Here is a 13,418-nt window from a genome sequence, read left to right as displayed (position 1 = left end):
TGCCTACCAGCGCTGGGATGCGTGCTGAGGCAGGAGCGGTCGGCATGACGGGTCAACGCGGATCCGGCGTTCAGGGCGTGGTGGACTGGACGAAGTTCGCTAAGCCCGAGGACGTTCCTGAGTGGATTTCGAAGGCATACGCAGACACGTACCTGGGCCCGCACGACGAGGCAGCCGCTGACCGAGGACCGGTCGACGGCCCCCCTGCCGCGGCGGCGGTGACGCCGGCGTTGCTTGCCGCGCACTACCGGCTCGGCACGCACCGGCCGGCAGGGGAAAGCCGAGTCGCGATCTATCCGCTTGACGATCCAGCCGGGTTCGGCCCCGCCCTGCAAGTGGTCACCGATAACGGCGCGATGCTGATGGATTCGGTCACCGTGCTGCTCCATCGGCTCGGGGTGGCGTATGCGGCGATCTTGAACCCGGTGTTTCAGGTGCGCCGCAATGCCGACTGCGATCTACTCAGCGTGGAGCCGACGGCGTCAGACAGCGACGCCATCGACGAAACCTGGATCCACGTACAACTTTCGCCCTCGGTTGACCCCGCGGCTTTGCAGGAAGCCGAACGACTCTTGCCGGGTGTACTGGCCGATGTGCGCCGGGTGGCAGCGGACTCCGCTCCCATGTGGGCCATCCTCAACGACCTGGCCAACGACGTGGAAACCAATGCCGGCGGTCGCTATCCAGGCCCCGACAGCGGTGACGTGGCCACGCTGTTGCGCTGGTTGGCTGAGGGGCATTTCACGCTGCTGGGTTATCAGCGCTGCCCGGTGCGCAACGGACGCGTGTCGGGCGATGAAGCGACCACCAGCCTTGGTGTGCTGCGTCGGCGCAAAAGTTCGCGCCCTCGGCTGACCAGCGACGCCGAACTGCTGGCGTTGGCGCAGACAGACGTTGCGAGCTACCTGCGTTTCGGCGCCTACCCATATGTCCTTGCGATCCGCGAGAACGACGACGACACCGTCTTTGAGCACCGCCTTATGGGCTTGTTCACGGTCGCCGCCATGAACGCCGACGTCCTAGAGATTCCTATCATTTCACGCAGGGTCCGCGAGGCGCTCGCGTTGGCCGACCTAGACCCCGGCCATCCGGGACAGCTGGTGCTCGACGTCATCCAGACCGTCCCGCGCTCAGAGCTTTTCGCGCTCAGCGCCGAGCAGCTGTTGGCGATGGCCAAAGCGGTGGTGGACCTCGGACCTGCCCGCCGAGCATTGCTGTTCTTGCGCGCTGACCGACTCGAGTACTTCGTCTCGTGTTTGGTCTACCTGCCTCGTGACCGCTACACCACGGCCGTGCGCTTGCAAATCGAGGACATCCTGGTCCGCGAGTTCGGGGGGACCAGCCTCGAGTTCACTGCTCGTGTGACCGAATCACCTTGGGCGCTCTTGCATTTCATGGTCCGGCTGCGTCCAGAGGGCGCCAAGCAAATCGATACATCCGAAACCAACCGAGTCCGCATCCAGGCGCTGCTGACCGAAGCTGCGCGCACCTGGTCAGATCGACTGATCAGCGAGGCGACTGGCACCTCCGGCGCCAGCGTCGGGGCGCTCGACGCTGAGCACTACGCTGCGACGTTCTCCGAGGCGTACAAACAGGCCGTCACCCCGGTCGACGCGATCAACGACATTGCGATTTTCGAAGAGCTCGCTGATGATTCGGTCAAGCTGGTGCTTTCCGATCATGACTATGACGAGACTGCCCGGCTGACTTGGTATTTGGGTGGACAAACCGCGTCCTTGAGTCAGTTGCTGCCGATGCTGCAATCCATGGGCGTGGTGGTGCTCGAGGAGCGACCGTTCACCGTCACCCGGCCTGACGGACTACCGGTATGGATCTACCAGTTCAAGATCACCCCGCTTCCTACGATCACGCTGGCGCCGGCAGGTCCGCAGCGCGAGGCGACCGCGAAGCGTTTCGCCGATGCGGTCACCGCGATCTGGGAAGGCCGCATGGAGATCGACCGATTCAACGAGTTGGTGATGCGCGCCGACCTGACCTGGCAGCAGGTGGTCCTGCTGCGTAGCTACGCGAAATATCTACGACAAGCGGGCTTTCCGTATAGTCAGTCGCATATCGAGTCAGTGGTCAACGAAAACCCAAATACCGCACGCGCGTTGGTTAGCCTGTTCGAGGCGTTGTTCGATCCAACCCCTTCCGGCTCACCGAAGAATCGCGACGCGCAAGCCGCCGCTGCAGCGGTCGCAGCAGACATCGACGCGGTGGACGGCCTGGACACCGACCGCGTCCTGCGAGCATTCGCCTCGCTGATCCAAGCCACTCTACGAACCAATTACTTTGTCACCCACGAAGGTTCGGCGCGCAGCCAAAACGTGCTCTCGCTGAAGCTGGATGCCCAGTTGGTTGACGAACTTCCGCTGCCGCGACCCAAGTTCGAGATCTTCGTGTACTCGCCCCGGGTAGAAGGTGTGCATCTGCGCTTCGGCTATGTGGCGCGCGGCGGTTTGCGTTGGTCGGACCGCCGGGAAGATTTCCGCACCGAGATCCTGGGACTGGTCAAGGCCCAGGCGGTGAAGAACGCTGTCATCGTGCCGGTCGGTGCCAAGGGCGGCTTCGTCGTCAAACAGCCGCCGCTGCCCACCGGTGACCCGGGAGCCGACCGCGAGGCGACTCGGAACGAAGGCATCGCCTGCTACAAGCTTTTCATCTCCGGATTACTCGATGTCACCGACAACGTCGATCACACCAGCGGCAAGGTCAGCACACCCGCCGAGGTGGTGCGGCGCGACGATGACGACGCCTATCTGGTGGTGGCCGCGGACAAAGGCACCGCAACGTTTTCCGACATCGCCAACGATGTCGCAAAGTCCTACGGGTTCTGGCTGGGTGACGCCTTCGCGTCCGGCGGATCGGTCGGCTACGACCACAAAGCGATGGGGATCACCGCCAAGGGCGCCTGGGAAGCGGTCAAACGGCATTTCCGGGAAATGGGGGTCGACACCCAGACCGAGGACTTCACCGTGATCGGCGTCGGCGACATGAGCGGTGACGTGTTCGGCAATGGCATGTTGCTGTCCAAGCACATTCGGCTGCTGGCCGCTTTCGACCATCGCCACATCTTCCTCGATCCCGATCCCGATCCGGCCGTCTCCTGGGAAGAACGGCGGCGGATGTTCGAGCTGCCGCGCTCCAGCTGGGACGACTACGACAAGTCATTGATCAGCGAGGGTGGCGGGGTGTACAGCCGCGAACACAAAACGATCCCGATCAGCGACCAGGTCCGCGCGGCCCTGGGAATCGAGGACGACGTCACCGAGATGGCCCCGCCCAATCTGATGCGCGCGATCCTGCGGGCGCCGGTGGATCTGTTGTTCAACGGCGGTATCGGAACCTATATCAAGGCTGAAGCGGAATCCGACGCCGACGTCGGTGACCGTGCCAACGACGCGGTGCGGGTCAACGCGAATCAGGTGCGCGCCAAGGTCGTTGGCGAGGGCGGCAACCTCGGCGTCACGGCGCGCGGCCGAGTCGAGTTCGAACTGTCCGGCGGCCGGATCAATACCGATGCGATGGACAATTCGGCCGGCGTGGACTGTTCTGATCACGAGGTCAACATCAAAATCTTGGTCGACGCGCTGATCACCGCGGGCAAGATCGACGCAGGCGAACGCACCGAACTACTCGAGTCGATGACCGACGAAGTCGCGGAATTGGTGCTCGCCGATAACGCCGACCAGAACGACCTGATGGGCACCAGCCGCGCCAATGCGCCCAGCCTGCTGCCTGTGCACGCCGACCAGATCAGATACCTGGTGACCGAGCGCGGGCTGAACCGCGAACTCGAAGCGCTGCCCACCGAGAAGGAGATCGCGCGCCGACTCGAGGCCGGCTTAGGCCTCACGTCGCCGGAGCTCGCGACGTTGATGGCGCACGTCAAGCTGACGCTCAAAGACGAGCTATTGGATACCGATCTACCGGACCAGGAAGTGTTCGCCAGCAGGTTGCCGCGATACTTCCCGTCGCCGCTGCGCGACCGGTTCGGGCCGGCGATCCGCTCACACCAGCTGCGGCGGGAGATCGTGACCACGGTGATGGTCAACGATCTGGTGGACACCGCCGGCATCAGCTATGACTACCGGATCGCCGAGGACGTCGGTGTCAGTCCGGTGGATGCGGTGCGCACTTATATGGCCGCCGACGCCATCTTCGGAATTGAGCAGCTGTGGCACAGTATTCGCGCCGCCGACGTGCCGATCGCGGTATCTGATCGGATGACTTTGGATACCCGTCGGCTGATCGACCGGGCGGGGCGCTGGCTGCTCAACTACCGGCCGCAGCCGTTGGCGGTTGGTGCCGAAATCAATCGATTCGCCAAGAAAGTGGAAACGCTGACGCCGCGTATGTCGGAGTGGCTGCGCGGTGACGACAAAGCGATCGTGGAATCCGAAGCCCGCGAGTTCGTCGCGCAGGGCGCATCCGAGGATCTCGGCTACATGGTGGCCGCCGGTTTGTACCGGTACAGCTTGCTCGACATCATCGATATCGCCGACATCGATGACCGCGACCCCGCGGAGGTCGCTGAAACCTATTTCGCGCTGATGGACCACCTGGGCACCGACGGTCTGCTAACCGCGGTTTCCGCCCTTCCCCGCCGCGACCGCTGGCACTCGTTAGCGCGCTTGGCGATTCGTGACGACATCTACGCGTCGCTGCGCTCATTGTGCTTCGACGTACTCGCCGTCGGCGAACCCGACGAAAGCGGTGAAGAGAAGATCGGCGAGTGGGAACACACCAGCGCGTCTCGGGTGGAGCGCGCGCGGCGGACGCTGACCGAGATCTACCAGAGCGGGCAGAGAGATCTGGCCACGCTGTCGGTGGCGGCACGCCAGATTCGCCGGATGACACGCACGAGCGGGCGAGGATCGTCGGGGTGAGCACGGGATTCGTCGCGCCTGTCCCGATCCGCTGGTCGGACATCGACATGTACCAGCACGTCAACCACGCGACGATGGTCACGATCCTGGAAGAGGCTCGCGTGCCGTTCCTTTCGCACGCGTTCGGCGCCGAGATCGCCACCATTGGTTTGCTCATCGCCGATGTGCGCGTCACCTACAAAGATCAGCTGCGCCTGACAGATTCGCCGCTGCAGGTCACCATGTGGGTGAAACGCTTGCGAGCGGTCGACTTCACGCTCGGCTACGAAGTGCGTTCGGTCAACGCCGATCCGGAGTCGAAGCCGGCCGTGATCGCCGAGTCGCAACTGGCCGCTGTCCACATCGACGAGCAGCGGCTGGTGCGCTTGTCGCCACACCATCGGGAATACCTGCAGCGGTGGCTTCGGTAGCTGAGCGGGGCCTGTGGCTGGGTCCGGAATCCACGGCCGCCCACTGCGCGGACTTGTCCGCCTTCGTCGAACGGGCGGCGCGACTCGATCCCGCGGCGGTCATCCGGCTGCGTACTCGTCCGGGCGGATTGTGCATAGCGTGGGCGGTCACCGGGTTCGACGTGCTGGCCAGCCGGGTGGTGGCCGGCCGCTCAAAGCCCGACGACTTATCGGTTGGCGCAGACGAATTGGCACGGGGCCTGGCCGAGGTCGACAGCTCTGGTTACGTCAACCCTGGCTTCCCGATGGATTCCGCCTGGCGGGGTGCATTGCCACCGGACTCAGGTTTCATCCACCTTGACGACGTACCGGCACGGCTAATGCTGGATTTGGCGCAGCGCGGCGCTCAGCTGGCTAAAGAGCACGGTAGTGCGCAGGGTCCACCGGTGTCGCTACTCGACCAGGAGGTGATCCGGGTCAGCTCAGGCGATGTCAGCGTTGGCGTCCCGATGCGGTGTGTGTTCGCTTTGACCGCAATGGGTTTCCTGCCGCAGTCATCCGAGGCCGTCGGCGTCGACGAGATCGTCCGGGTCCGTGTGCTGCCGGCCTGGTTGCGGATCGACGCGCGGTTCGGTTCCGTGCACCGGCGTCGTGGCGACCCCGCGCTGGTGCTGCGCTGATCGGCAGCGCAGGGCGGCGGCATTCGCTACGGCGCGTACCGGAACCACAGGGGCAAAACGGATTCCAGGTGGTCCATGAACTTCTTGAGGCCCACCCGGTATTGGCCATAACCAAAAGGGTCCACTCCATACGCCGGAAATGCGATGCCGCATCCGAACAGGCCAGGGGCGAGGATGCCGTTGGTTGGATCGTAATCTAACTGGCCAAACTGTCTGGTTTCAGGCAGCTTTCGTCGCTCAAAACCGACCGTATAAACCACGCGGTCGCAGGCTGCAAGCTTCTCGGAAAAATCCGGGGCAGCGACCCAGCACCTCTCCAGTCGGTCCGGATAGGTGCCGTCGATATTTTCTCGCGCCCAGTCGGCGGCCTGTCCTTTCAGGCCGTCGTCGTCGAACAGGATCCAATCATCGAAGTAGACAGCGTATTTCAGCGGACTGCGATAGAAATTGATCACTGTATTTACGGGATGACGCAAGAGGTTCGGCAAGGCGCTCATTGTCGAGTGAGAGGAACCAAACACGGCCACCGTCGCGTTGTCCAGCGGCTGTTTTGCCAGCTTTTCAGGATCGAGTACGACTTCCAGCGGAATCTCTTGCAGGTCAGGATAGGAAAGCTTCTTCGGAATGGCACCGACCGCGAGGATCACGTTTTTGGAGAGAAGTTCCTGCCGGTGGGTTTCGATTCGCCACTGCCTTCTTTCCAGGAACAGGGCCGACGCGGTCGTTTGGAAAATCGCTACCCGCTCACGCAGGTGTTGGGTGATCCAAACCAAAGGGTCGGCGATCAGGGCCAGCGCGCAGGTCTCTTGCGGATCGACTTCGCGTAGCGGCATCGGTGGCGCCGAGGAGAACCGAAATGCCGAAGAGCCGTTCAGATAGCTCAGGAAGAGCTCGGCCTGCGTATTACTCGAAACCGATCGCCACCTTTCGCCCAGGTCGCCGGCGCTGAATGCGGGGTCGATCCAGGCGATCTTCTCGGACGCTATGCCCTGATCGAGCAGTTTGCCTACTGCCGCGATCCCAGCGGGCCCGGCTCCGATGACTGTCCACGCGAAGGCTGTCATGGTCAGAGGCGACTTTGTCTACACCAGCCACGCCGCGGCGTTCGCCGGCAACTTGCCATCCACCAGCGGCGCGCTGGTCAAAACTACCTCGCCGTCCGGCAGCGACATCGGCCGCTTACTGGCGTTCAGCGCGCAGCGCAGCCCATGATCACCGCGTTCAAAAAGCAACGTGCCGCTTGGTGCGGGAAGCCACTCAACCCGGTTGCCGGTGAATTCGGCACGGCTACGGTGTAATTCGAGCGCCTGCCGGAAGAACGCCAACGTTGAACCGGTTTCGCCGAGCTGTCTTTCGACGGTCAGAGCGGCCCAATCCGGCGGCATCGGCAGCCAGGTGTCGTGCGATGCGGAGAACCCGAACGGGGGAGTGTCGCCGTCCCAGGGAATCGGAATGCGGCAGCCGTCGCGGCCCCGTACGGTATGCCCCGAGCGTTCCCACGTCGGATCCCGCAGTGCGCCGTCGGGCAACTCGACGTTGGGCAGCCCCAGTTCTTGGCCGTTGTAAAGGAACACCGCGCCCGGCAGGGCGAGCGTCACCATCGCCATCGCTCGGGCTCGATCGAGGCCGGCGGCGCCCCCGCCGTAGCGGCTGGGGCCCCGTGCGACATCGTGGTTTTCCAACGTCCATGTGGGAGTGGCGTTTTCAATCGCTGCTGCGGCCAAGGTGTTCTCGATCGCATCGTGGATCTCGGCGATGTCGAATTTGGCTCGCACCATGCGGAAGTTGAAACCCAGATGGAGCTCGTCGGCGCGCAAGTACTCGGCCCAGCTGGCGTTGTCGAAAACCCAGACCTCGCCGATGGTTACCGCATCGGGGTAGTCATCCATCACCGTGCGGATGTTGCGGTGAATCGTGTGCACGTTCGGGTGATTGAACCGCGGATCACCGTCGCTGAGCATCCGTGGCCGCATTTCGACGTCGGTGTCCGGAAGGCCCGGCGGCTTGGCCATCCCATGTGCAACGTCGATGCGGAAGCCGTCGACACCGCGTTCCAGCCAGAAGCGCAGCGTCTTTTCGAGATCGTCGAATACCTCCGGGTTGTCCCAGTTGAGGTCCGGCTGTTCGACGTCGAAAAGATGCAGATACCACTGACCCGGATTGCCGTCGGCTTCGACGACCCGGGTCCAGGACGGCCCGCCGAACACGGACTGCCAGTTATTCGGAGGCTTGCGCCCACTGGGTCCGCGACCGTCGCGGAAGATGTAGCGGTCCCGCGCCGCGCTACCGGGGCCGGCGGCCAGGGCCTCTTGAAACCAGGGATGTTGCGAGCTGGTGTGGTTCGGCACCAAATCCATGGTGATCTTGATCCCGCGCTCATGCGCTGCCGCGATCAGTCGCTCAAAAGCGGCCAGGTCGCCGAACAACGGATCAATATCCCGCGGGTCCGAGACGTCATAGCCGTGATCGGCCATCGGGGACACCGTGATGGGGCTGAACCAAAGCGCGTCGATGCCCAGTTGGTCCAGATACTCCAGCCGGGACGCCACGCCGTCGAGGTCGCCGACGCCGTCGCCGTTGCTGTCGGCAAATGAGCGTGGATACACCTGATAGAACAGCGCGCGCGACCACCACGGCTCACGTTGTTGGGGAGTCAACAGAACGCGGAATTCACCAGGGAGTGCGCGGCCATCTCCAGGTATTCGAGCAGCTCCTTGCGGTGTGCGTCGTCGAGGGTGTCGGAGTCGATGGAGGCGATCGCGGTGTGCATGCAGCGCAGCCAGGCGTCGCGCTCGAAGGGGCCGATCTGAAACGGGACGTGCCGCATCCGCAACCGGGGATGGCCGCGGCGCTCGGAGTAGGTCCGCGGGCCGCCCCAGTACTGCTCGAGAAACATCCGCAGCCGTTCCTCGGCGCCGGCCAGGTCGTCAAGCGGATAGACGCGGCGCAGGATTTCGTCTTGGGCGACCAGCTGGTAGAAGCGCGACACGATCGCGTGAAAGGTCTCCGCGCCACCGACAGCGTCGTAAAAGGATTGCTGTGCTTGTTCCATCGCCTCCATTGTGGGGCATCGGGACCGAGCGCCGGGGGTGTCACCCGTCGTCGCAGAAGTCTGCACCCGCTGTTCACCGTATTGACCAGCGAACACCGGCCGATTTGGCGTGCGATCGCTGGCGAATCATGGTGGACTGTTCGGCGGAGGATGTATGGCGCAGCGCAACAGGGGCCGCGGCCACCGCAGTTCCGGTGCCGCGGCAGGCTTAACCGGGCCCGCGACCGGCCCATGCCTGCACAGTGTTTCCAGCGTCGACAGCCATTCGGCTGTTGCCCATGACGGCGGATCGATTTGGAATCGCCGGCGTGTGCTGCTGCTGAACTCCACCTACGAGCCGCTGACCGCATTGCCGGTCCGTCGCGCGATCATCATGCTGATCTGCGGCAAAGCCGACGTGGTGCACGAGGATCCGTCCGGACCCGTCATTCACTCGGCGACTAGATCGATCGCGTTGCCGTCGGTCATCCGGCTGCGGTCCTACGTTCGGGTGCCCTATCGGGCCCGCGTCCCGATGACCCGGGCCGCGCTGATGCACCGCGACCGCTTCTGTTGCGCCTACTGCGGAGCCAAGGCCGACACCGTCGACCATGTGGTGCCCCGCAGCCGCGGCGGCGATCACTCGTGGGAGAACTGCGTGGCGTGTTGCTCGACCTGCAACCACCGAAAAGGCGACAAGTTGCTCGCCGAGCTCGGCTGGTCGCTGCGGTTGGTTCCGACCTCGCCCAAAGGCCAGCATTGGCGGCTGCTGTCGACGGTCAAAGAACTCGATCCGGCCTGGGCGCGATACCTCGGCGAAGGCGCGGCCTAGCGGACGTACCGTTCGTCGGTGGGATACGGTTTGCGTCGTGAGCGGAATGGAACTGCACCTATACCTCGTGGGCATCCCCTTGGTGCTGGTGATCGTGTTGGTGGCGCTGATCTGGTCGCGTAAGGGACCACATCCGGCGACCTACAAGCTCTCGGAGCCGTGGACGCATCCGCCGATCCTGTGGGCCGCCACCGACGAGGCTGTTGGTAACGGTCACGGGGCGCATTCTGGCCACGAGGCATCGGAATTCAGCGCGGGAGGTGGCGCCAGTGGCAAGTGGTGAGGTCGCGACCGTCAAGCCCGCCGAGCTGCCCAGCGGCTCGGTGATCACCACCAGTGGGCGGATCTCGGGGGTCACCGAACCCGGAGAGCTGTCGCTGCACTACCCGTTTTCGATCAGCGACCTGGTCAGCCTTGACGACGCGCTGACTTACGGGTCGCGGGCCGCCGGTGCACGGTTCGCCGTTTACATCGGCGACCTGGGCGGCGACACTGCGGCACGAGCCCGCGAGATCCTGGCCAAGGTGCCCACGCCGGACAACGCGGTGCTGATCGCCGTGTCACCCGACCAGCACGCGATCGAGGTCGCCTATGGTTCGCAGCTGCGCGGCCGGGGCATCGAGTCGTCCGCGCCGCTTGGCGTCGCGGCGGCTGCGTCGGCGTTCACCGACGGCGAGCTGATCGACGGCCTGGTCAGCGCGGTCCGGGTGACCAGCGCGGGCGTCTCGCCCAGCTAGCGGCCAGCGTCAAATCGACGCGCCCGCAGCGACCGCTCGATGCCAGCCCGGCCCTCGAGGACTAGCCGGCGCAACGCCGCAGGCAACTCGGGGTCGGCGAGAAATCGGTCGGCAGCGGCGATGCCGTCATCGCTGATGTCCCACGAGGGATACAGACCGATCACCACCGTCTGTGCGACCTCACTCGACCGGCGTTGCCAAACACCACGTATAGCCGCGAAGTAGCGCTCGGTGAACGGCTTCAGCAGCTCGGCCTGCCCGGGTTCGAAGAAGCCGCCGATGATCGAGCGGGCGGTGATGTTGGCCAATGTGTCGTCCTCGGTGACCTGAGTCCACGCCTGCTCCTTGACGGCCAACTGCGGACGCGCCGCCGAGGCTTGGGCCCCGTGTCGCTTGCCGGCAGCTGTCGGGTCGCGCTGCACCTCGGCATCAATGAACGGTGTCTCCCGGCCGTCGGCGTCGATATCGCCAGCGGCCGCCAGCGCAGTGACGATGCGCCAACGCAGATCCGTATCGATCGACAGACCAGCCAGTCCCAAGTCGGCGGGGTCTTGACCGGGGGGTAAGTCGAGCAGATCGGCAAGCACGACGACATGCCAAGCGGACAGTTCCGATGAACACAGCGCGTTGACGAACGCCAGCTGGTGGTCTGAGCCGGGCGCTGCACCGCGGGCCAACTCCAGCAGCCGGTCGGCGAACGCCGGCCAGCCCGCTGAGTGGGCCCAGTCGGGGTCTGCGTAAGAACCCAACGCGGTCTGCGCCTGCAACAGCAACCGCTGCGCCACCCCCACCTCGGACTCGGCCTGAACGCCATTGGAGACCAGCGCCACGAAGTCGCGGGCCCGCAGCTCGGCGTCGCGGGTCATCTCCCAGGCCGCCGACCACACCAGCGTGCGGGGCAGCGGCTCGGCAATGTCGGCGATGCGTTCCAGCGCGGTCTGCAGGGATTCCGGGTCTAGCCGAAGCGAGCAGTAGGTCAGGTCGTCATCGTTCACCAGAACCAACCGCCCGCGCGAAACACCGGTCAGCGCAGGAAGTCCCGTGCTTTCGCCGCTGACGTCTAGCTCCTCGCGATGGATCCTGACCAGCTTGCCGCTGCCGTCGTCGTCGTAGATGCCCACGGCGAGCCGGTGCACCCGGGTCTCGCCGGCGCCGGGCGCCGCGCCGCTCTGCGTGACCGCGAAGCGGGTGAACCGGCCGGCGCCGTCGACATCGAAATCCGCGCGCAGCGTGTTCAGACCGGTCGTCTTCAGCCACTGCCGGCCCCAGTCGGACAAGTCACGGCCGGAAGCCTTTTCGAGCGCGGACAGCAGATCGTCGAACGTGGCGTTGTCGAACGCGTGCGCGCGGAAGTAGTCGCGCAGACCGGCCAGGAAATGCTCGAGGCCGACATAGGCCACCAGTTGTTTGAGCACGCTGGCGCCCTTGGCGTAGGTGATGCCGTCGAAGTTGACCTCGACCGCGGCCAAGTCGGGAATGTCGGCGGCCACCGGATGCGTGGATGGCAGTTGGTCCTGGCGGTAGGCCCACGACTTCTCGGCGTTGGCGAACGTCGTCCACCCTTGGGTGAATTCTGTTGCCTCGCTTTGGCATAGCACCGAGGCGAAGGTGGCGAAAGACTCGTTGAGCCACAGGTCGTCCCACCATCGCATGGTGACCAGGTCACCGAACCACATGTGCGCCATCTCATGGAGCACCGTCTCGGCGCGACGCTCATAAGAAGCGCGGGTGACCTTGCTGCGGAACACGTAGTCCTCGAGGAACGTCACCGCTCCGGCGTTCTCCATCGCGCCAGCGTTGAACTCCGGGACGAACAATTGGTCGTATTTGCCGAACGCGTACGGCACGCCAAAGTTCTTGTGATAGAAGCCGAATCCCTGCTTGGTCTGGGTGAACAGCCGTTCGGCATCCATGAACTCCGCCAGCGTGGCCCGGCAGAAGATGCTCAGCGGGATATCGCCGTGTTCGTCGCTGTAAGTGTCGTTCCAGCGTGCATACGGGCCCGCAATCAGCGCCACCAGGTAGGTGCTCATCCGCGGAGTGGTGGCAAACGTGTGCACGCCGTCCTCGACGCTGACGGTGGCACCGTTTGACACCACCTGCCAATGCTGCGGTGCGATCACCGAAACGTCGAATGCCCCTTTGAGGTCCGGCTGGTCAAAGCAGGCGAACATCCGCTTGGCGTCGGCAGTTTCGAACTGCGAGTACAAATACACCTCGCCGTCGACCGGGTCGACGAATCGGTGCAGGCCCTCACCGGTGTTGGAGTAGAGACAATCGGCGTCGACGACCACGACGTTGTGCTTTGCCAGACCAGACAGCGCAATACCGATCGACTCGTCGTAGCCGGACACATCGAGTTGGGCGCCGTTGAGGGTGGCGGCGTGAATCTTGTCGGCGGCGATGTCGATGACGGTGTCGACACCGGGCAGGGCATCAAACGTCACGGTGGTGATCGAGCGGAAGGTGCGTTCGCCCGGCCCGCCGTTGCCATCGGTGAGATCCAGGTCGATTCGGTAGCTGCCGACGGTGATCAGCGCAGCGCGTTCGACGGCTTGGTCACGGGTGAGGTTCGGAAGTGCCACGTGTCCAACTTAAGCGGGCGGCGTCGCTGGCCGCTTGGCGGCCAGGCAATCGGTTCGCCCGGCGACGATGCAGGCCACGTAGGGGCCTGAGGAGAAGTCGGGCCATCGGTCGAAGCATCGGGAACAGGACCGCCAAAGTTAGGGTTGTGCTGGACGGTCAGTCGAACCGTCGTAGAGAGGACCCCGCATGCCTGAGAAGTCAGTTGCCGATTTTTGGTTCGATCCGCTGTGCCCGTGGGCGTGGATCAGCTCGCGCTGGATCTTGGAGGTGG

At 64.3% G+C, this 13,418-nt stretch carries 10 protein-coding genes and 1 pseudogene; 7 read left to right on the top strand and 4 right to left on the bottom strand.

All coding sequences use genetic code 11. The annotated features are described in order from the left end of the window. The first annotated feature begins 44 nt into the window (after positions 1 to 44). Genes WBF82_RS06480 through WBF82_RS06470 form a run of 3 tightly spaced genes read left to right on the top strand, consistent with a single transcriptional unit; the run spans position 45 to position 5,961 of the window. Positions 45 to 4,892, top strand: coding sequence for an NAD-glutamate dehydrogenase (locus WBF82_RS06480; protein WP_424382246.1), 4,848 nt, complete (start codon positions 45 to 47; stop codon positions 4,890 to 4,892). After that, positions 4,889 to 5,302, top strand: coding sequence for an acyl-CoA thioesterase (locus WBF82_RS06475; protein ID WP_424382245.1), 414 nt, complete (start codon positions 4,889 to 4,891; stop codon positions 5,300 to 5,302). The genes WBF82_RS06480 and WBF82_RS06475 overlap by 4 nt, the downstream gene beginning before the upstream one ends. Further along, positions 5,290 to 5,961 carry a hypothetical protein gene (locus WBF82_RS06470; protein ID WP_424382244.1) on the top strand — a complete coding sequence of 224 codons (672 nt, stop codon included), beginning with the start codon at positions 5,290 to 5,292 and terminating at the stop codon, positions 5,959 to 5,961. Before WBF82_RS06475 ends, WBF82_RS06470 begins: the two co-directional genes overlap by 13 nt. A gap of 26 nt (positions 5,962 to 5,987) precedes the next feature. On the opposite strand, the gene WBF82_RS06465 is transcribed toward WBF82_RS06470, so the two are convergent. The 3 genes from WBF82_RS06465 to WBF82_RS06455 are packed head-to-tail and all read right to left on the bottom strand — an operon-like array spanning position 5,988 to position 9,013. After that, positions 5,988 to 7,025 (bottom strand): pyridine nucleotide-disulfide oxidoreductase, encoded by a 1,038-nt coding sequence (locus tag WBF82_RS06465; protein WP_424382243.1) that lies wholly within the window; start codon positions 7,023 to 7,025, stop codon positions 5,988 to 5,990. A gap of 18 nt (positions 7,026 to 7,043) precedes the next feature. Beyond that, positions 7,044 to 8,618: a glycoside hydrolase family 13 protein gene (locus WBF82_RS06460; protein ID WP_424382242.1), complete on the bottom strand. Its 1,575-nt coding sequence runs from the start codon at positions 8,616 to 8,618 to the stop codon at positions 7,044 to 7,046. Then, a complete protein-coding gene (locus WBF82_RS06455) occupies positions 8,615 to 9,013 on the bottom strand; it encodes a globin (RefSeq protein WP_424382241.1) in 399 nt (132 codons plus the stop codon). Before WBF82_RS06455 ends, WBF82_RS06460 begins: the two co-directional genes overlap by 4 nt. 154 nt (positions 9,014 to 9,167) lie before the next feature. On the opposite strand from WBF82_RS06455, the gene WBF82_RS06450 reads away from it, so the two are divergent. Genes WBF82_RS06450 through WBF82_RS06440 form a run of 3 tightly spaced genes read left to right on the top strand, consistent with a single transcriptional unit; the run spans position 9,168 to position 10,561 of the window. Next, positions 9,168 to 9,824: an HNH endonuclease gene (locus WBF82_RS06450; protein WP_424382240.1), complete on the top strand. Its 657-nt coding sequence runs from the start codon at positions 9,168 to 9,170 to the stop codon at positions 9,822 to 9,824. Positions 9,825 to 9,870: 46 nt separating this feature from the next. Next, positions 9,871 to 10,107 carry a hypothetical protein gene (locus WBF82_RS06445; RefSeq protein WP_424382254.1) on the top strand — a complete coding sequence of 79 codons (237 nt, stop codon included), beginning with the start codon at positions 9,871 to 9,873 and terminating at the stop codon, positions 10,105 to 10,107. Then, positions 10,094 to 10,561 (top strand): DUF5130 domain-containing protein, encoded by a 468-nt coding sequence (locus WBF82_RS06440; protein WP_424382239.1) that lies wholly within the window; start codon positions 10,094 to 10,096, stop codon positions 10,559 to 10,561. The genes WBF82_RS06445 and WBF82_RS06440 overlap by 14 nt, the downstream gene beginning before the upstream one ends. Here the strand turns inward: WBF82_RS06440 and pepN are convergent. Continuing rightward, positions 10,558 to 13,146, bottom strand: coding sequence for an aminopeptidase N (pepN, locus tag WBF82_RS06435; protein ID WP_424382238.1), 2,589 nt, complete (start codon positions 13,144 to 13,146; stop codon positions 10,558 to 10,560). The two genes, WBF82_RS06440 and pepN, sit on opposite strands and share 4 nt — an antisense overlap. A gap of 187 nt (positions 13,147 to 13,333) precedes the next feature. Between pepN and WBF82_RS06430 the strand changes: the two are divergent. Then, positions 13,334 to 13,418, top strand: a pseudogene (locus WBF82_RS06430) (disulfide bond formation protein DsbA); the annotation flags it as partial.

This window comes from Mycobacterium sp. (assembly GCF_049673265.1).
Classification (GTDB): Bacteria; Actinomycetota; Actinomycetes; order Mycobacteriales; family Mycobacteriaceae; genus Mycobacterium.
The sequence above is the reverse complement of the archived record's forward strand: the minus strand, read 5'-3'. Positions and strand labels throughout refer to the sequence as shown.